This window comes from Rhizobium sp. YTUHZ045 (assembly GCF_051124255.1).
GTDB lineage: Bacteria > Pseudomonadota > Alphaproteobacteria > Rhizobiales > Rhizobiaceae > Rhizobium.
In genome coordinates this window covers 1,579,127-1,596,364 of record NZ_CP101432.1, presented here as the reverse complement: position 1 = coordinate 1,596,364, position 17,238 = coordinate 1,579,127, and the positions used below count along the sequence as shown (strand labels likewise).

Genomic DNA, 17,238 nt, shown 5'->3' with positions numbered 1-17,238 from the left:
CGCTTATTCCTCGATTCCGAGCTTCGCCTTGACCAGCGCCTGGACGGCCTGTGGATTGGCCTTGCCGCCGGTCGCTTTCATCACCTGGCCGACGAACCATGCCGCCATGGTCGGCTTCGCCTTGACCTTTTCCACCTGCTCGGGATTGGCGGCGATGATCTCGTCCACGGCCTTTTCGATCGCTCCGGTATCGGTCACCTGCTTCATGCCGCGCAATTCGACGATCTCGGCGGGATCACCGCCTTCGGTCAGCACGATTTCGAACAGATCCTTGGCGATCTTGCCGGAGATGGTTCCCGCCTTGATGAGATCGATAATGGCGCCGAGTTGGGCCGGCGAAACCGGCGTCTGCTCGATATCCTTGCCGGTGCGGTTCAGCGCGCCGAGCAGGTCGTTGATCACCCAGTTGGCCGCCGTCTTGCCGTCGCGGCCTGCGGCCACCGCCTCGAAATAATCGGCGATCGCCTTTTCGGAAACGAGCACCGAAGCATCGTAGACCGACAGGCCGAGTTCACGCACGAAGCGCTCCTTCTTGTCGTCGGGCAGTTCCGGCAGATCGGCTTCGAGCGCCTTGATGAAGGCATCGTCGAATTCGAGCGGCAGCAGATCCGGATCGGGGAAGTAGCGATAATCATGTGCGTCTTCCTTGGAGCGCATGGAGCGCGTCTCGCCCTTGTTCGGATCAAAGAGGCGTGTCTCCTGATCGATCGTGCCACCGTCTTCCAGAATGCCGATCTGGCGGCGCGCTTCGTATTCGATCGCCTGGCCGATGAAACGGATCGAGTTGACGTTCTTGATTTCGCAGCGCGTGCCGAAGGGCTCGCCCGGACGGCGGACGGAGACGTTGACGTCGGCGCGCATCGAGCCTTCATCCATGTTGCCGTCGCAGGTGCCGAGATAACGCACGATCGAACGCAGCTTGGTCATATAGGCTTTGGCTTCGTCGGACGAGCGCATATCGGGCTTGGAGACGATCTCCATCAGCGCCACGCCGGACCGGTTCAGATCGACATAGGACATGGTCGCGTGCTGGTCGTGCATCGACTTGCCGGCATCCTGCTCCAGGTGCAGGCGCTCGATGCCGATCTCGATATCCTCGAACTGGCCCTGGCGATCCGGCCCGAGCGAAATGACGATCTTGCCCTCGCCGACGATCGGATCCTTGTACTGCGAGATCTGATAGCCCTGCGGCAGGTCGGGGTAGAAATAGTTCTTGCGGTCGAAGACCGAACGCTTGTTGATCTCAGCTTTGAGGCCGAGACCGGTGCGCACGGCCTGCTTGACGCATTCCTCGTTGATGACGGGCAGCATGCCGGGCATGGCGGCATCGACCAGCGAAACGTTCGAATTCTGCGGCTTTCCGAATTCCGTCGAAGCGCCGGAAAAGAGCTTCGAATTGGACAGCACCTGGGCATGGACTTCCATGCCGACGATGACTTCCCAGTCGCCGGTGGCACCGGGAATGAAGCGTTTTGGATCGGGCGTGCGGACGTCGACAATGGTCATCTGATGCTCTTTGCAGGCTGTTCTTTTCCACTGGTGAGGTAAAGGAAATGGCATTCCGGTGCAAGGCTTTCCCCATCGCGCACCGCGGTTTGACGCAGGGGCGGCGACATTTGCCGCGGGTTAACCGAGGGATGGCAATGTAGCCGCATGACGATGACCGACATCACCAAAACGGCCGCACTGTTTCTGGCGCTGAACCTCATCGCATTTCCGATCTATTTCCTCGACAAGCAGGCGGCGCGCAATGGTGGGTGGCGCATCAGCGAGCGCTCACTTCTGACTCTTGCGCTGATCGGCGGCAGCCTCGGTGCGCTGGCGGCACAACAGATCCTGCGCCACAAGACGAAAAAGGAACCGTTCCGGTCGATCCTGGCGGCGATCCTGATCCTTCACGGCGCCTTGGCCACGATGCTGGCCCTCGCGCCACTATGGGCCCCTCGCCTTCATCTGGATTTTTAAACTTCAGAATTCCTGCCCATATCCGCCTTGGCTTTCCGAAACCAGCGGCTTCGTCAGCCCGACAGAGGGCACGTCTCGGTCAAGCTTCGGATTATAGGCGACCGACAGCCAGTGGATACCGTAACCGTGCTTCCGAAAAAAGCCGATTGCCTCGCTATTGCTGGAATGGGTCTGCACCGCCGCCGTCTCGAAGCCTCGGCCGGCGATATCCTTCTCGATGCGTTCGAGAAGGGCTGAGCCGAGTCCCTGCCGGGTGAAGACGGGATCGATCCAGAAATCCGAGATGGTTTCGTCCAATCCCTCGCGTGCAGCCCAGCCTGCGACCTGGCCGTTCTGCTCGATGACGGTGATTGTCAGCCAGTCGTTCTCCACGAAGTTGCGAAAGGCGTTGCGCGCCGCGTCGATCATCGCATCCGATTCGCCAATCGACGCCATCGCCTTTTGCCAGGCCCTGAGCCCGATCTCGCTCAATAGCTCCGCTTCCCCGTCGCGGGCATTGCGAATGTGGATCAACGACACCTCCGCGTTACCCCTCTAACTAGATCACTGAGTCGCGGAATTTACCAGTAGCTGCAAAGGGATGATCAACCGAAACCAGCGTTTTCGACCGGTTTTCACCGACAGGGATGCTCTTGACCGCTTTTTCCGGGCCGAATAATAGATATTTTATGTTGAGCCAGTCTGAGATCCGGTAAAGGCCCTGCCCGCAAGTTTTCTTGCGCGCATGGGCCCGAAAAAACGAAGCCCTCACGTTCGAATGAGCGCCAGATCGTTTTTGTGCGCCCCTACGGCGCGATACCGGATCTCACAACATGGACATTTCCCGCACGGAGCAGCGCATCCTGCATCTCATGGCCCAAGGCGGCCGCATCGAAATTACCCGCGACGACTACAGAAAGATCGAAAACGTCAGTTGTTTCACCCGCGACGGCTGGCTCTATCCCGGCGTCGACCTCGATCTCTTCAGGAGATTGAAACGGCTGAAGGCGATCAGGTCTTCAGGCGGCCAGCCCTACCGGATCACCGAAAGGGGGCTGAGGCTGGTCAGATCGCAGCTGGACAATAGATAGGTCGGGCAAGCAACTCACTCTGACCGCGCCTTAAACCGGCGCGGTTGGGGCTCAGCTTCAATGGATTCTTTCAACGGCCAAGGTTACGCGGACGACTACAACCATTTCCGGCTGCATTCATCGCTCGGATATAAAACGCTGGCAGACTCTGACGGGACCATCGCCGGAACCGGATCCAATGCTGCGCAAGATCAAGGCTCGCGTTTCCGCCGGTTGCTCACACCGCGCCACTTGGCATATTCAAAACCGCCTAAGCTCTAATTGGCGCCGGAGAAAATTCAGTGGCAGGTCACGGTGCCCGGCGTCGAGCGGTCAATCTCGACATTGGCGTCCGGATAGAGCGTCGTGCCGAAGCCCCAGCTCTTCTTCACCCGGGCGCCGTCCGGTCCATAGGCGAAGCTCACCGTGGCGCCGTTCTGGGTGACGCTCGCCAGCCGGTTGGCGCCGTCCCAGGTCAGCGTGCGGGCACCATCCGAGACCATGTTGCCGTTGGCAAAAAGCCGGCCGAAGGCGGTAAGCCGCGAAATACTACAAGTCCGACTTAAGACTCCTTCCTCGCTGCCCGCAATTGATTAGATTCACCCTGTCCTGAACCTAATCCGGCGAGCTACTCGCTCCATCCAACGGAGATACTGTCAAACCTTCTTCACTGAGAATATTTTGGGGCGCTTGATTATAGATCACAAGCTCGTCCCCCCTATTCATAACAAACAGCTCAGATTGGGAGCTCTGAAACACGATACCTTCGATAGCATATTGACCTTTGATCACCCCTAGGAAATCAATGTCTTGGCCGGAGATATTTTCCCAACCACCCCTTCTTGTTGCGTTAACTAGCCTTTCCTGGCCAAATTCGCCCATGTCTCTCTCAGCCATAGCGACCTTGCCGTGAGCGATTTGCAATGATTCTCCATCGGCTCCGCAACGAAGGGTGAAGGATATTCCAGAACTTAGTTCCAGATAGATCGCTTGAGGATTGTGCATATTCCATTTCCCTTCGAAAACGTGAACCAGGTAAACCACCTCATTCACACGTCCCAACCTTGCTGTCATTCGCTCAATCTCGTCAAAGCACGTCTCACGCTCGGATTATTACGCCTCGGTGCGGCAGGTGACCAACGAAAGCGGCTACCGTATCGAACAGACCGGCTACGCCGCCTATGGCGAAGCCACCAACACCAGCTTCCGGACCAAGAAGAGCTATATCGGCGAACGCTTCGATCCCAAAACCGGCCTGATGTATCTCAATGCCAGATACTACGATCCAGCCTTCGGCCGGTTAATCTCCCCGGATGATTGGGATCCGATACTAAGGAGAGCGTCGGGACGACCGATACAGCTACTCCGAAAACGATCCCGGCAATAAGTCTGATCCCAATGGGGATGCGCTGGGCTCAAGTATATTCACGATTAGACTTCGCGATACCATTAATCACGTTGATATCGCGCCTAGATCCCGGAACACGTTATCCAAATACTCGCGAACTTCAACAGAGCGATCTAGGCCGGATCTTATGTTTACATTCTCGTACGGCCTAAGAGCAGCACGTATTACACCTGGGCTTGTGCCGCCGATGCTTGAAGCGAGATAGGCATATTCCGCAGCCCTTGCCGCGCCATTGCACCAGTCCCACGGCATCCATTTGTAATCACTTATCAGAAGATCGCAAAGTTTGTCCTTCGAGATCAAAAACCCTCCCAGCTCTCGGTCGAAGCGGTGAATGTCGGCTTGAGCCTTCTCAAGCACTAACTCCAAATTCCCGCCATGGTCACTCAACCGCAGCGATGACCGTTCTCCCCATGAGTAGTATTGCCCCAATTGGCACCGCTCATTAAATCGGCCTTCCACCCTACTGTTTCTCCCGCCGTAGTGTTTCAAGCACTTTTCTGCAAAACTAAACGCGGCAATGTTCCGCAGTCCAAAATCACATGCCAGATTGTTGACGGGTCGCCCAAATAAATTCCATTCGACAAAACTCTCCGTCTCGCCATCATTGCTACGGCAGTATAAGAATTTTGATACTTTAATGAAGCCTATCTGCGCCATTTTTTCATCTAGCGCAGATGTGATTTCTTCTAGAAACATTTAGGCGCCGCTCCCATCACTTCACAATCTCGTCGAACAGTATCTTGCTCTCAGATAAGAAAGGACGAAGAACGGCGCTTGGCGCATCGACTGGAGCACAGCCATCACACATGGTTTTGTAAGCAACACTGTTAACTGGGCCGAATTTCGAAGCGCCACCAAATTGCATTACAGAAATATTTTTCAGAACCTTAGCTACGATCAAGCTTCACCATATCAGACACTGATGTTTTCACCTCGAAACCGACAATGTTTCCGAAAGAGTCGCGCCCCGGATGAAAGCTCTATGTCACGCCGAATCTATTTCCGGCGTCCAACCAGATTCAATTCGCTCGACCAACAACGTATCGTTCCACACCCCACGAATCGACAGCTGATGCTGTTCAGCAGATAACTGCCCGATCCGCCATTCCTTTTCACCATCCCACAGCCACCACACGCCCACCTTCCGCGTAGCCGGGTCTACAACACCGGCACGGAACGTCGGGAATTTCGTGGCGTCAGATGGCAGCGGCACATTGCCAACAATTGACACAATACCTCGATCAACCGCTGCGCTTAGCGGAAAGAAACACATAAACAATGGCGGGCTGTTTACTAAATCGGCAAAACTGTCCGGCCGTGTATCAAAAAATTTCCTAAACACCCGAAGCAACGCACCATATTGCTTATGCTTGTGCGCGTAATGCGCATAAGCTAGTCCTTTCGCGGTGTTGATCTCGATAATATCGCCGATTTTCAGCATCGCCATTTTAGTACCCCGGATAGCCAACTTGTTTCAACAGATCGGCCCACGTTGCTTTGCTCCAGCATATGCAGTTGAGATGCTGTTGATCACGTTCATCAATCCAGCATTTCTGGCCAAACCGTACTTCTCAAAAGAATTTGCACAACAGCCTTGGCCAATCGAAGACTGTCGGCTGCAGCGCATCCTTTGACGCGGGAGACAAGGAGCCCATCGCGGCCAGGGGGCTGTCAGGTCGCAGCTGGACAATAGATAGGTCCGGCAACCAACCATGGTCGCGTCTGAAACCGGCGCGGTCGGGGCTCAGCTTCAAAATGGATTATTTCGACGGGGCAAGGTCAGTCAACCGCAAGACGACCGACCGCTATTCGTCCCACTCGAGCGGAGCATTCCGATGCTCCGCCTGCATGTTGCTTTCTTTTTTACTGAAACAAAATCGGCAAATTTCGCTCAACGCTGAGCCGCGCCAAGCCGATAAGGCGATCCAAGAGAGGCTCGCCGTCCACATCAAAGAAGCAGTCATCGAGGTTGGCCGGTCGAAGTCCGAACATTTTGGCAACTTTAAACTTCCAATCACTCCCAAGAGGTTCAGGTGGGAGCTCCGCAAACTTACGGATGATCTCAGCGAGCTCAGCTCGCAACGCGACTGCCTCTTCGGGAGACCACTGCCCGTCACAATCGGAATGCAGCATCAATATCGGGCATCGCGATCCCTCAACACCGCCTTCTACATGCGTTGCAACCGCGGTACGAAATGTGCCGAAATCGGCATATGAGCCGACTTCGACCCCATCCACCTCATCTTCGCCGTCAAAGATGCACAGATACAAGCCCACTAGTAATCCTCCCGTAGAATCACATTCGCCATCTTGCCAATGAGGTCTAGAAGCGACGGGTGAAACTTGCAGGCCTTGGGTACCTTAATGACGAGTTTAAGACCGTCGGATGCGGCACGGAAAGCGAGCATCCGAATTTGATATGTTGCGCGAAGGGTACTCACGTTTTTCACGAGATATAGCCTGTTGAACTTCTCAGCGTCGGCTCTCGTGCTACGAGGCGTTTGGTGTCTTGTTTGCTTCGGCATCACTAGCTTTTTCTATTTTGGCAATCGTTCGCATCCGTTGATGCGGCAGACAAGGAGGCCATTGCGGCCGGGGCAGTCAGGTCGCAGCTGGACCAAACCTGATCGCGCCTTAAACCGGCACGGTCGGGGCAAACCTCAAGCCTTTGCAGACAATTCCGCCCGCATCGCCGCCCACTCGTCGGCGATCGTGCCCGTGCCGCGGGTCTTGCCGGCGCGGCGATACCAGTAGTCGGCATTCCAGTCGTCGCCCTCGATGCGATGGCAGAGGGCGTGGCCCCAGTCGAACGGCTGTTCGCCTTCGTGGCGCTGACAGATATCGTGAACCGCCTGCCAATCAGCGCCCATGGCGAAGCCGCCGGCAGCAAGGCGATCGATTGCATCGATCAGGCGCATAAGATCATTGCCTGCCATGAAGCCCTCCCGGTTTCGGCTGTTGCTCAGCCTAGCTGCTTCTCCAGATGCACCTTTTCGAGCGGGACGCCCATGCTCCTGGAGAATTCGATACCGTGCCAGATGATTGTGAAACCGCAGCGTTTGTAAAGCCGGATCGCGCCCAGGTTCCTGGCATGGGTGTCGATCCGGGCGGTCGTCAGTCCTTCGGCCGTCATCAGCTCGCACAGATACCACAGCAGAGCCTCGCCCACCCCCTTGCCCTGATGATGGGGATGCACCCAGAGATCGGAGATATAGTTGGGTTCGCCTTCACGAGCGCCCCAGCCGACGATCTCCGCGTCGAGTTCGGCAACGAAGATCTCACCTTTTGTCTCTCGCGGAAAAACAGTGAACTCTTGCCTGATTTTAGCAATCACAGCGGGGTCGCGATAACTCTCGTCGAAGGCGTCGGCTGCGGCCCATGCGGCGAAGCCGACGGCGCCGACCGTTTCGCGGTCGGCGGACGTCATCTTTCGGATCGCGAGACCCGTTACCACCACTTGGCCGGCGTAAATTTGCCGGCGGCCTGCTCGATAACGTAGGCGGTCTTGAAGAGGGTCTCCTCGTCGAAGGCCTTGCCGATGAGCTGCAGGCCGAGCGGCAGGCCCTTATGGTCGAGGCCGGCAGGCACGGCGATGCCGGGCAGGCCCGCCATGTTGACCGTCACCGTGAAGATGTCGTTCAGGTACATCTTCACCGGATCGGCCGCGAGGTTTTCGTCGGCGACGCCGAAGGCGGAGGACGGCGTTGCCGGGGTGAGGATGGCGTCGACGCCGGCATCGAACGCCAGTTCGAAATCGCGCTTGATCAGCGTGCGGACCTTCTGGGCGCGGATGTAATAGGCGTCGTAGTAGCCGGCCGACAGCACGTAGGTGCCGATCATGATGCGGCGCTTGACTTCCTGGCCGAAGCCGGCGGCGCGCGTCTTCTCGTACATATCGACAATATCCTTGCCGTCGACGCGCAGGCCGTAGCGCACGCCATCGTATCGCGCGAGGTTCGAGGACGCCTCGGCAGGCGCGACGATGTAATAGGCCGGAAGCGCGTATTTGGTGTGGGGCAGGGAGATATCGACGATTTCGGCGCCGGCATGCTTCAGCCAGGCGATGCCCTGGCGCCAGAGGGTCTCAATCTCCTCAGGCATGCCGTCGACACGGTATTCATTCGGAATGCCGATCTTCATGCCCTTCAGCGACTGGCCGAGGACGGCCTCATAATCGGGCACCGGCAGATCGACAGACGTGGTGTCCTTGGCGTCGACGCTTGCCATCGACTTCAGCAGGATAGCGGCATCGCGCACATCGCGGGCGATCGGGCCTGCCTGGTCGAGCGAGGAGGCAAAGGCGACGGTGCCCCAGCGCGAGCAGCGGCCATAGGTCGGCTTGATGCCGACGGTGCCGGTGAAGGCGGCCGGCTGGCGGATCGAGCCGCCGGTATCGGTCGCGGTGGCGCCGGCGCAAAGATGGGCGGCAACTGCAGCGGCCGAGCCGCCGGAGGAGCCGCCGGGAACGAGTTGCTGGTTGGAGCCCGACGCACGCCAGGGATTGATCACCGGGCCGTAATAGGACGTCTCGTTGGACGAGCCCATGGCGAACTCGTCCATGTTCAGCTTGCCGAGCATGACGGCGCCATCGTCCCAGAGGTTCTGCGTGACGGTCGATTCATAACGCGGCTCGAAACGATCGAGGATATGGCTGCAGGCCTGGGTGTGGACGCCAACGGTTGCAAACAGATCCTTGATGCCGAGCGGAATGCCTTCGAGCTCGCCCGCCGTGCCGGCGGCAATCCGCTCGTCGGACTTCCTGGCCATGACGCGGGCGAGATCCGGCGTCACCTTGACATAGGCGTTCAGCCGGTCGTTGGCCGCGTCGATTGCCGCGATATAGGCTTCGGTCAGTTCGAGCGCGGTGATTTCCTTGGCGCGCAGCTTCTCGCGGGCTTCGGCAATGGTCAGGCTGGTGAGTTCGCTCATCGTGTTTTCGCTTCAGGTCTTGAAAATGGCAACAGGGTCGGAAAGAGGCTTTCGACGCCTTATTCGACGACTTTCGGCACCAGGAAAAAATTATGGTCGGTGACCGGCGCATTGGCGACGATATCGGCGGCCTTGTTGCCGTCGGTCACCTCGTCGGCCCGCTTTTTCATCGCCATCGGCGTCACCGACGTCATCGCCTCGACGCCATCGACATTGACTTCGGAGAGCTGCTCGACGAAGCCGAGGATGCCGTTCAACTCGCCGACCATGCGATTTGCCTCATCTTCGGAGACGGCAATACGGGCAAGTTTGGCGACGCGCTTCACGGTGGCAAGATCGACGGACATGGCATTCTCCGGATAGGATTTTTCCCACCCGCTATAAAGGCCATGTCCGCCCGGTGCAACGGGGTTTCGTCAGATCGACAGGCTCTCGGCAGGCTTAAGCGCCCTCGCCTCAGTCTTCGATCCCTCCATGCCGGCAACGAATTTATCGGCCGTCTGGTCGATGATCGGGAAGGTGCCGTAATGGCAGGGGATCGCGGTCTTGAAGCTGAAATAGCGCTGGCAGGCGAGGGCCGCCACCGCGCCGCCCATGGTGAAGCGGTCGCCGATCGGCACGAAGCCTATATCGGGCTGGTGCAGTTCGTTGATCAGCGCCATGTCGGAGAAGATGTCGGTGTCGCCCATGGCGAGGATCGAGGCTTCGTCGTCGAAGTGCAGCATCAGACCATTGGCGTTGCCGAGCGCATGCGAGACGCCGTCCTCGGTGATCTGGGCCGAGGAATGCAGCGCATTGGTGAAGGTCGCGGAGAATCCGCCGAATGTGACCGTGCCGCCGGTATTGCCCATCTCGATCCTGTCGACGCCCTTGGAGCCGAGCCAGGCGGCAAGATCGGCATTGGCGAGCACGACGGCGCCCGTTTCCTTGGCGAGCGCCACGGTGTCGCCGACATGGTCGCCATGGCCATGGGTCAGCAGGATATGGGTGATGCCTGCGGACACATCCTTGATGTCCTGGCCGGAAAAGGAGCGGTTATGGCTGAGGAACGGATCGAGCAGGATCTTCGCCTTTGATGTCTCGATGCGGAAGGCGGAATGGCCGAGCCAGGTGATCTTCATGAAATCTCTCCTTACGTGATGCAAAATCTGATTTCGATGGTAAGGACATATCTCATGCCCCGGCAAAGGAAAGCGGCGGCGGCTTCAATTTCTTTTGACGGGATGAAACGGCAATGACGGTGCTGACGATCGAGGAAATGGCTGAAATCCTTGCTCCCGGGCAGGCGATCGCCGGTCTCGACCTCGGCACCAAAACGATCGGCCTTTCGATGTCCGATCTCGGCCGGCGTTTCGCCACGCCACGTCCGGTGATCCGCCGCGTCAAGTTAACGGTCGATGCGCAGGTGCTGCTGGACTTCGCGGCGGCGGAAAAGGTTGCCGGCTTTATCATCGGCCTGCCGATGAATATGGACGGATCGGCGGGGCCGCGCGTGCAGGCGACGCGCGCCTTCGTGCGTAACATGGAGCAGAAAACGGTGCTGCCCTTCGTCTATTGGGACGAACGGCTTTCGACGGTCGCGGCCGAACGGACGCTCATCGAAATGGACGTCTCACGCGCCAAGCGGGCCGAACGGATCGATTCGGCCGCGGCAAGCTTCATCCTTCAGGGGGCCCTCGACAGGCTGTCCTCGCTCGCAAGGTCTGCGGGAGACGAATCCAGCGCCTGACGCGCCTTCCACCAGGCGGCGATCAACTTCCGCTTTCTGAATCCCAGGATGGCGAAGACGACGAGACTGTCCACCGCAATGGCGCGAGCAACGAGCGGCGGAATGGTTTCCGGCGGAATGCCGAGGGCTTCGCCATAAATCGCGAAAGTCAGGTCATGGACCTGCCGTGTCAGCATGAAGATGCCAAAATTCATGTCGTAATAGGAGAGCCAGTACCATGCGCCCAGAAAGACGATAGGACCGGCCCAGAAGACTAGAAACCACTTCATGCGGCTTCTCCTCCCTGCTTGCGGGCGATGGGCAGATCGAGGGAAACCAGCCAGGTCGACAACGCCATGATGCAAAGCACCAGCGTGGGAATTGCGATATCGAGCGCCAGGATTGCGAAGAACATCATTGCCGTCACCAGAATTGCGGCTTTCGCGATCTTGCTTCCCATGGGCGTCAACTCGCAGGTTCTCACTCGTATCATCTCTGCTCCCCGCCACACTGTCCGGTTAACCAGCCCCACGCAACGTAAACCATTCGTTAAGGTTAACGCCGCGCCGCCTCCCCTGTGGATGAAGGGGGTCAGCCGTAGACGCCGCGCACGAGACGCTTCAGAGCCGTCGCGGCCTTCTCCCAGTCCTTCGACGTCTTCAGCGACAGGCCTGCACACTGGCCGCCGGCTGCGCCGGAAAGCACGAGGTACTGAATCGCCGCGATCACGACGGCATTGACGGCTGCCGCATCCACGCCCTTCGGCGGCGCCAGCGAACCGCGCATGCGATCTAGCCAAAGGGCGAGAGCCTTCGAACGGGCCTCGGACAGCCGCCTCACCTGCTCGGTATTTTCCGATACTTCCCAGGCGAGGATGCGGCGCATCAGCGGATCATTTCTCAAGGCGTCGAGCAGGAGAAGCGCCAGCCGCTCCATCAGATCGCCATAGGTGAGCATGAACATGCCGCCGGCATCTTCCGGAATGCGATCCCTCACCCACGTGCCGAGATCCGCGCCGATCGCCTCGACCAGACCGTCAAGTCCGCCATAGTAGCGGTAGATCAGCTGCTTGTCGCAGCCGGCGCGGCGGGCGACCGCATTGATGCCGAAATTCTGGAAGCCCTCCTCCGCCAGCAGGCCCTTGCCGGCGGCAAGGATGGCGCGCTCGGTGGCGCCGCGATCGCGCACGCGCCGTTCCGGCTCCGTGCCGATCCCGGGTGAGTTATCAAGATTTTCAGCTTCATTCAGCACGACCGACCCTTCCCCACTGTCACCAATCGGTGAGTAGCGGGGAGACCTTATTCGATCAATCCTATCCCCTTGGGAAGATTGTGGATATTTCCTCCGGCACTCAGAATTCGGCGCCGAATGGCTGCGGAAAGCGGATCGAAACCTTCCAGAAATCTCGTCCCGACGGTTGATCGCGATGGACGAACCCGGCATAGCTGCATTATGAACAAATCTAACAATCTCCGCTAAGGCCCTGCAATGGTGAATTATATCGAAGCCTCCTCCGCGCCGCCGAAGAATACGGGCGCCATCCGGCTTTACGATGCGCAGGCATTCGAAGGCATGCGCAGGGCGTGCCAGCTGACCGCGCGCTGCCTCGATGCACTCGCCGATATCGTCAGGCCCGGCCTGCTTACCGACGAGATCGACCGATTCGTATTCGATTTCGGTATGGATCACGGCGCCTTTCCCGCGACGCTGAATTATCGCGGCTACACCAAATCCACCTGCACATCGATCAATCACGTCGTCTGCCACGGCATTCCAAACGACAAGCCGCTGCGCGAAGGCGATATCGTGAATATCGACGTTACCTTCGTGCTCGACGGCTGGCATGGCGATTCGAGCCGGATGTATCCGGTCGGCACGATCAAGCGGGCAGCCGAGCGGCTGCTCGAGGTGACCTATGAATCTCTGATGCGCGGCATATCAGCCGTCAGGCCCGGCGCCCGCACCGGCGCGATCGGCGAGGCGATCCAGACCTATGCAGAGGCCGAGCGCTGTTCGGTGGTGCGTGATTTCTGCGGCCACGGCGTCGGCCGGCTGTTCCACGATTCGCCGAATATCCTGCATTATGGCCGCGCCAATGAAGGACCGGAGCTGCGCGAAGGCATGATCTTCACCATCGAGCCGATGATCAATCTCGGCCGGCCGCATGTGAAGGTGCTTGCCGACGGCTGGACGGCCGTGACCCGCGACCGCTCGCTTTCGGCGCAGTATGAACACACGGTCGGCGTCACCGCCGAGGGCTGCGAAATCTTTACGTTGTCACCGGGTGGCCTCGACCGGCCCGGACTGCCGCCGCTTGCCAGGTGACGATCCGATGGCGAAGCGGCCTGTTGCGACATCTTCCGACGACAAGCTGCCTTTCGAGACTGAAGAGCCTGTTGTCGACGAACGCTCGTTCTTCGGCGGCCGGCTGCGAAAACCAGCCGCGCCGAACGCCCGGACCGCCCTACCCGCCTCGCTTTCCGCGCCGGAACATTATCACGGTCATCGCGAGCGGCTGCGTGACCGCTTCCGCGAACTGGGCGATACGGCGCTTGCCGATTACGAAATCCTTGAACTCTTGCTTTTCCGGCTGATCCCGCGACGCGACACCAAGCCGATCGCCAAGGCGCTCATCGAACGATTCGGCTCGCTTTCCGGCGTCTTTGGCGCGCCGGCGGCGCTACTGACGGAGGTGAAGGGCGTCGGCGAGAATGTCGCCCTCGACCTGAAACTGATCGCCACCGTCGCTCACCGGACCCTGAAGAGCGAGATCAGAAGCAAGCAGGTTCTCTCCTCCTGGTCCTCGGTCATCCAGTACTGCCATGCCGCCATGGCGCATGAGACACGCGAACAATTCCGCATTCTCTTCCTCGACAAGCGCAACGTGCTGATCGCTGATGAGGTGCAGGGCCGCGGCACGGTCGACCATACGCCGGTCTATCCGCGCGAGGTGGTCAAACGCGCGCTTGAGCTTTCGGCGACGGCGATCATCCTCGTGCACAACCACCCCTCCGGCGATCCGACGCCCTCGCGCGCCGATATTGACATGACGAAGGTGATCGTCGAGGCAGCCAAAGCGCTCGACATCACCGTCCACGACCACATCATCATCGGCAAGGACGGCCATGTCAGCCTGAAGGGGCTGAAGTTGATGTGATCCCGCCGCCTTGAGACGCGACCACGTAACTATCGCCCACCCCGAAGCCCTCCACGGAGACGAGATGTCGAATGGTCCCAATGCTGTTCTCACTTCCGATGAGATCGACGCGATAGCGCGTGACGTCGTTGCAGAAGGACAGGCGGGCCGCACGTCGGCGGCATGGCAGAAGATCCAACCATTTCGAAAAGCCCAGCGTCACCAGACTGAGGCCGCGATGGCATTGTTATGGATAGTTGACCAACAAAGCCTCACAAGAGAAGACGCAACAGACGTTCTTTCCGAGATCGCAGATGCCCACGAAGACAATATCGATATCCTTTCGGCGATCGGACTATGCCTGGAATCCGTCCGCGACATCGATGATCTGAACGCGCCACCGCCGGAACACCCGATATTTCAGTCGATGGTCGCGACGCTGGACCGCTTAGCCAAGCTTCATGACGGGCGGCCTGAACAGGAGCAGATACTGCGCGGGCTCGCCACGTCGGCGCGAATGATGGCACGCCAGATGGATGCAATCGCCGAGAACAGTCTCCGGAAACTGACGGAAATCGATCACGGAACAGCGCGCATCAATACAATTTGGGTCTTTTCTACAAGACGCGGGGCAGATTCGCAGAAGGCGTAGCGGCGGGCCTGGCTGCTGCAAGCTTGCAGCGGGAGGTTATCGACAGCACCGAGTGGAACCTTGGAATCTGCGCCACGGGCGCAGGGGACGCCGAGACCGCTTTGGACGTGTGGAAGCGGATGGGTCAGAAGATCGAGCTTGGGCGGTTCGGGTTACCGGAAGGCGGGTATGCGGCCTGCAAGGTGAGACTTGCCCAGCGGCCTCTTGCTGAGCGGACGGCGGACTCGGATGATCCAGGGGAGGAGGAGACCGTATGGATCGAGCGTCTAAGTCCATGTCATGGCATTATTCGCAGCGTACTGTTCGGCAGTCTCGGCGTCGACTATGGCGATGTCGTCCTCATGGACGGCGCTCCGATTACGTATCATACCTACGGTGAACAAGAGGTCCCGGTCTTCCCGCATCTGGCAACGCTTGTGCGCCGGAACTACCAGTTTTTTGCTTTCGCGGGCACGCAAGAGACAGCAGGGCAACTGATCGATCTAAGCGGGGAATTGGACGAGGACGCCATTATCTATTCACACACCGAAAACCTTAGGATCATGTGCGCAAATTGCTGGCGCAACCCCGACATCGATCACGCCGATCATGAGAAAATGGAAAAACACGTCGTCACCGGTCGCATTGCCGCGCCGCCCGACATCGCACCTGCACGACTTCTGGATCTGATTGATAGGGGAATCGAAAAGCGAAAAACTTGCCAGCTCTATGCGCCCGATCTCTGCGCAGCGGCGGGGCAGTTGGCGCGCGAGCGGAGCGACAGACGGCGGTTTACTCTATTGACGGATAATTAGCGACATTCCTGCACGGAAAGGTCGCGGCCGAGCGCGCTGGACCGGCGGTCCGATCAGCGGCGCTGCTTCTTCCCGGCGGCAGCTGCTGACGCTCATTCTGCCGTTCGACCCGGAGGTCGCAGGCAAGCATCTGAGGCAAGCGAAGACTGCGGAAAGCTTCAGTTGACAGCGGTCGCCGGCGCGGATTCTATGCAATCCTGCGCCGCCACTCTGAATAATACCCGCCCGCAAATGCCGAGAAGATAAAGCTTCATGACGATCTCCAGCGGTAACACTGATCGATCGACCCGGCTCTGCCGCGATGCGCTCTGCCTCGATGACTTTGAAATGAGGGCACGGCGGCATCTGCCGAAGCCTCTGTTCGGTTATATCGCCGGCGCGACCGAGACCAATGCGTCGCTGCGGCATAACGCAGAGGCCTTCAAGGCCTATGCCTTTCGGCCTCGTGTGCTTCGGGACGTCTCGGGGCGCGGCACTGAGACGAGCCTCTTCGGCAAAACCTATGCCGCACCGTTCGGCATTGCGCCGATGGGGATCAGCGCGCTGATGGCCTACCGGGGGGACATTGTGCTCGCGCAAGGAGCGGACCAATCGGGAATCCCGATGATTATAAGCGGTTCGTCACTCATCCCCCTGGAAGAGATCGCGGCGGTTTCGCCACAAGCATGGTTTCAGGCCTATCTCCCCGGCGAACCCGACCGCATCGACGCTCTCATCGATCGGGTCGCCGCGGCCGGCCTCACCACCCTTCTGCTGACCGTGGATACCGCCACGCTGCCCAATCGAGAAAATAATGTAAGGGCGGGCTTTTCGACACCTTTGCGTCCCGGGCTCCGCTTGGCATGGCAGGGCATCTCGCATCCCCGCTGGACAACCGGCACGTTCCTGCGCACGATCGTCCGGCACGGCATTCCGCATTTTGAAAATTCCTACGCCACAAGAGGCGCGCCGATCATCTCCTCCAACGTCACGCGCGATTTCGGCAAGCGTGACCACCTCAACTGGAGCCACTTGGAGCGTATACGCAAGCGGTGGTCCGGCAAACTCGTGGTCAAGGGGATCATGCATCCTGAAGACGCGGCACGGGCTGCAGATACCGGAGCGGATGGCGTGATCGTCTCCAATCACGGCGGCCGCCAGCTCGACGGCACCGCATCTCCCCTTCAGGTCCTCCCGGAGGTTGCTGCACGTGTCGGAGACAGCATTGCCGTCATGATCGACGGCGGCATCCGGCGTGGAACGGATATCATAAAGGCCCTCGCGCTTGGCGCCTGTTTCGTGTTCGTGGGCAGGCCGTTCCTTTATGCTGCAGCCGTCGCGGGGCTACCGGGCGTGCTCAGGGCGGCGGATATCCTGAAGACGGAACTGTATAGCAACATGGCGCTGCTCGGGGTCACCGGGGTGAGCGATATTTCCACGGACTACATCACTCGCGTATGAACAACCGTCGCGCGCTGACATCGATATGACGAAGGTGATCATCGACGCGGCGAAGACACTTGATATCACTGTCGACGACCACATCATCATCGGCAAGGACGGCCATGTGAGCTTGAAAGGGCTGAAGCTGATCTGAAAAGCACAGGTCCGGCTG

Annotated in this window: 25 protein-coding genes and 2 pseudogenes; 12 read left to right on the top strand and 15 right to left on the bottom strand. The window is 59.0% G+C overall.

The window, feature by feature from the left end:
• Nucleotides 1–3: 3 nt before the first annotated feature.
• Nucleotides 4–1,506: an Asp-tRNA(Asn)/Glu-tRNA(Gln) amidotransferase subunit GatB gene (gatB, locus tag NMA58_RS07960; protein ID WP_434712904.1), complete on the bottom strand. Its 1,503-nt coding sequence runs from the start codon at nucleotides 1,504–1,506 to the stop codon at nucleotides 4–6.
• A gap of 147 nt (nucleotides 1,507–1,653) precedes the next feature.
• Between gatB and NMA58_RS07955 the strand changes: the two genes are divergently transcribed.
• Nucleotides 1,654–1,965, top strand: coding sequence for a DUF1294 domain-containing protein (locus NMA58_RS07955; RefSeq protein WP_434712903.1), 312 nt, complete (start codon nucleotides 1,654–1,656; stop codon nucleotides 1,963–1,965).
• 3 nt (nucleotides 1,966–1,968) lie between these two features.
• On the opposite strand, the gene NMA58_RS07950 is transcribed toward NMA58_RS07955, so the two are convergent.
• Nucleotides 1,969–2,478 (bottom strand): GNAT family N-acetyltransferase, encoded by a 510-nt coding sequence (locus NMA58_RS07950; RefSeq protein WP_221122841.1) that lies wholly within the window; start codon nucleotides 2,476–2,478, stop codon nucleotides 1,969–1,971.
• A gap of 299 nt (nucleotides 2,479–2,777) precedes the next feature.
• Here NMA58_RS07950 and NMA58_RS07945 point away from each other — a divergent pair, with 299 nt between their 5' ends.
• Together NMA58_RS07945 and NMA58_RS07940 are read left to right on the top strand one after the other, a co-directional pair.
• Entirely contained in the window at nucleotides 2,778–3,035 is a 258-nt protein-coding gene (locus NMA58_RS07945; RefSeq protein ID WP_064802186.1) for a YjhX family toxin, read from the top strand.
• 84 nt (nucleotides 3,036–3,119) lie between these two features.
• Nucleotides 3,120–3,289 (top strand): annotated as a pseudogene (locus tag NMA58_RS07940) (IS3 family transposase); the annotation flags it as partial.
• A 24-nt stretch (nucleotides 3,290–3,313) separates the two neighbouring features.
• Here NMA58_RS07940 and NMA58_RS07935 read toward each other — a convergent pair.
• Together NMA58_RS07935 and NMA58_RS07930 are read right to left on the bottom strand one after the other, a co-directional pair.
• A complete protein-coding gene (locus NMA58_RS07935; protein ID WP_434712901.1) occupies nucleotides 3,314–3,517 on the bottom strand; it encodes a hypothetical protein in 204 nt (67 codons plus the stop codon).
• A 112-nt stretch (nucleotides 3,518–3,629) separates the two neighbouring features.
• Entirely contained in the window at nucleotides 3,630–4,088 is a 459-nt protein-coding gene (locus NMA58_RS07930) for a hypothetical protein (protein WP_434712899.1), read from the bottom strand.
• A 58-nt stretch (nucleotides 4,089–4,146) separates the two neighbouring features.
• Between NMA58_RS07930 and NMA58_RS07925 the strand changes: the two genes are divergently transcribed.
• On the top strand, nucleotides 4,147–4,401 hold the full coding sequence (locus NMA58_RS07925; RefSeq protein ID WP_434712897.1) for an RHS repeat-associated core domain-containing protein: 255 nt from the start codon (nucleotides 4,147–4,149) through the stop codon (nucleotides 4,399–4,401).
• A gap of 66 nt (nucleotides 4,402–4,467) precedes the next feature.
• Here NMA58_RS07925 and NMA58_RS07920 read toward each other — a convergent pair whose 3' ends face one another.
• Together NMA58_RS07920 and NMA58_RS07915 are read right to left on the bottom strand one after the other, a co-directional pair.
• Nucleotides 4,468–5,121, bottom strand: a complete 654-nt coding sequence (locus tag NMA58_RS07920; protein WP_434712895.1) for a hypothetical protein — start codon at nucleotides 5,119–5,121, stop codon at nucleotides 4,468–4,470.
• Nucleotides 5,122–5,410: 289 nt separating this feature from the next.
• Nucleotides 5,411–5,872 (bottom strand): hypothetical protein, encoded by a 462-nt coding sequence (locus NMA58_RS07915; RefSeq protein ID WP_434712893.1) that lies wholly within the window; start codon nucleotides 5,870–5,872, stop codon nucleotides 5,411–5,413.
• Nucleotides 5,873–5,894: 22 nt separating this feature from the next.
• Between NMA58_RS07915 and NMA58_RS07910 the strand changes: the two genes are divergently transcribed.
• Nucleotides 5,895–6,059, top strand: coding sequence for a hypothetical protein (locus NMA58_RS07910; RefSeq protein ID WP_434712891.1), 165 nt, complete (start codon nucleotides 5,895–5,897; stop codon nucleotides 6,057–6,059).
• 229 nt (nucleotides 6,060–6,288) lie between these two features.
• Here the strand turns inward: NMA58_RS07910 and NMA58_RS07905 are convergent, their stop codons facing one another.
• From NMA58_RS07905 to NMA58_RS07880, 6 genes are all read right to left on the bottom strand, one after another.
• Complete coding sequence (locus tag NMA58_RS07905; protein WP_434712890.1) at nucleotides 6,289–6,702, bottom strand: Imm70 family immunity protein; 414 nt, start codon at nucleotides 6,700–6,702, stop codon at nucleotides 6,289–6,291.
• A gap of 383 nt (nucleotides 6,703–7,085) precedes the next feature.
• Nucleotides 7,086–7,361 carry a hypothetical protein gene (locus tag NMA58_RS07900; RefSeq protein WP_210628097.1) on the bottom strand — a complete coding sequence of 92 codons (276 nt, stop codon included), beginning with the start codon at nucleotides 7,359–7,361 and terminating at the stop codon, nucleotides 7,086–7,088.
• A gap of 26 nt (nucleotides 7,362–7,387) precedes the next feature.
• Nucleotides 7,388–7,852, bottom strand: a complete 465-nt coding sequence (locus NMA58_RS07895; protein WP_434712888.1) for a GNAT family N-acetyltransferase — start codon at nucleotides 7,850–7,852, stop codon at nucleotides 7,388–7,390.
• Nucleotides 7,853–7,872: 20 nt separating this feature from the next.
• A complete protein-coding gene (gene gatA / locus NMA58_RS07890) occupies nucleotides 7,873–9,354 on the bottom strand; it encodes an Asp-tRNA(Asn)/Glu-tRNA(Gln) amidotransferase subunit GatA (RefSeq protein ID WP_434712887.1) in 1,482 nt (493 codons plus the stop codon).
• Nucleotides 9,355–9,413: 59 nt separating this feature from the next.
• Nucleotides 9,414–9,701 (bottom strand): Asp-tRNA(Asn)/Glu-tRNA(Gln) amidotransferase subunit GatC, encoded by a 288-nt coding sequence (gatC, locus tag NMA58_RS07885; protein WP_011425142.1) that lies wholly within the window; start codon nucleotides 9,699–9,701, stop codon nucleotides 9,414–9,416.
• A 69-nt stretch (nucleotides 9,702–9,770) separates the two neighbouring features.
• Nucleotides 9,771–10,475 carry a metal-dependent hydrolase gene (locus NMA58_RS07880; RefSeq protein ID WP_434712886.1) on the bottom strand — a complete coding sequence of 235 codons (705 nt, stop codon included), beginning with the start codon at nucleotides 10,473–10,475 and terminating at the stop codon, nucleotides 9,771–9,773.
• A 113-nt stretch (nucleotides 10,476–10,588) separates the two neighbouring features.
• Between NMA58_RS07880 and ruvX the strand changes: the two genes are divergently transcribed.
• Complete coding sequence (gene ruvX / locus NMA58_RS07875; RefSeq protein ID WP_434712885.1) at nucleotides 10,589–11,083, top strand: Holliday junction resolvase RuvX; 495 nt, start codon at nucleotides 10,589–10,591, stop codon at nucleotides 11,081–11,083.
• On the opposite strand, the gene NMA58_RS07870 is transcribed toward ruvX, so the two are convergent.
• From NMA58_RS07870 to NMA58_RS07860, 3 genes are all read right to left on the bottom strand, one after another.
• Nucleotides 11,020–11,352 carry a DUF6105 family protein gene (locus NMA58_RS07870; protein ID WP_285193551.1) on the bottom strand — a complete coding sequence of 111 codons (333 nt, stop codon included), beginning with the start codon at nucleotides 11,350–11,352 and terminating at the stop codon, nucleotides 11,020–11,022. The genes ruvX and NMA58_RS07870 overlap by 64 nt on opposite strands.
• Nucleotides 11,349–11,522: a hypothetical protein gene (locus tag NMA58_RS07865; protein WP_176536264.1), complete on the bottom strand. Its 174-nt coding sequence runs from the start codon at nucleotides 11,520–11,522 to the stop codon at nucleotides 11,349–11,351. The genes NMA58_RS07870 and NMA58_RS07865 overlap by 4 nt, the downstream gene beginning before the upstream one ends.
• A 131-nt stretch (nucleotides 11,523–11,653) precedes the next feature.
• Entirely contained in the window at nucleotides 11,654–12,313 is a 660-nt protein-coding gene (locus NMA58_RS07860; protein WP_434712884.1) for a TetR/AcrR family transcriptional regulator, read from the bottom strand.
• Between the two features lie 237 nt (nucleotides 12,314–12,550).
• Here NMA58_RS07860 and map point away from each other — a divergent pair, with 237 nt between their 5' ends.
• The 6 genes and pseudogenes from map to NMA58_RS07830 form a co-directional block, all read left to right on the top strand.
• Nucleotides 12,551–13,387, top strand: coding sequence for a type I methionyl aminopeptidase (gene map / locus NMA58_RS07855; protein ID WP_085777995.1), 837 nt, complete (start codon nucleotides 12,551–12,553; stop codon nucleotides 13,385–13,387).
• 7 nt (nucleotides 13,388–13,394) lie between these two features.
• Nucleotides 13,395–14,219, top strand: a complete 825-nt coding sequence (gene radC, locus NMA58_RS07850) for a RadC family protein (protein ID WP_434712883.1) — start codon at nucleotides 13,395–13,397, stop codon at nucleotides 14,217–14,219.
• A 64-nt stretch (nucleotides 14,220–14,283) separates the two neighbouring features.
• On the top strand, nucleotides 14,284–14,850 hold the full coding sequence (locus NMA58_RS07845; protein ID WP_434712882.1) for a hypothetical protein: 567 nt from the start codon (nucleotides 14,284–14,286) through the stop codon (nucleotides 14,848–14,850).
• The gene (locus tag NMA58_RS07840) at nucleotides 14,805–15,644 is read left to right on the top strand and encodes a hypothetical protein (RefSeq protein WP_434712881.1); all 840 of its coding nucleotides are present in this window, start codon (nucleotides 14,805–14,807) and stop codon (nucleotides 15,642–15,644) included. The genes NMA58_RS07845 and NMA58_RS07840 overlap by 46 nt, the downstream gene beginning before the upstream one ends.
• Nucleotides 15,645–15,896: 252 nt before the next feature.
• A complete protein-coding gene (locus tag NMA58_RS07835; RefSeq protein ID WP_434712880.1) occupies nucleotides 15,897–17,084 on the top strand; it encodes an alpha-hydroxy acid oxidase in 1,188 nt (395 codons plus the stop codon).
• A gap of 4 nt (nucleotides 17,085–17,088) precedes the next feature.
• Nucleotides 17,089–17,220, top strand: a pseudogene (locus NMA58_RS07830) (JAB domain-containing protein); the annotation flags it as partial.
• Nucleotides 17,221–17,238 lie beyond the last annotated feature (18 nt).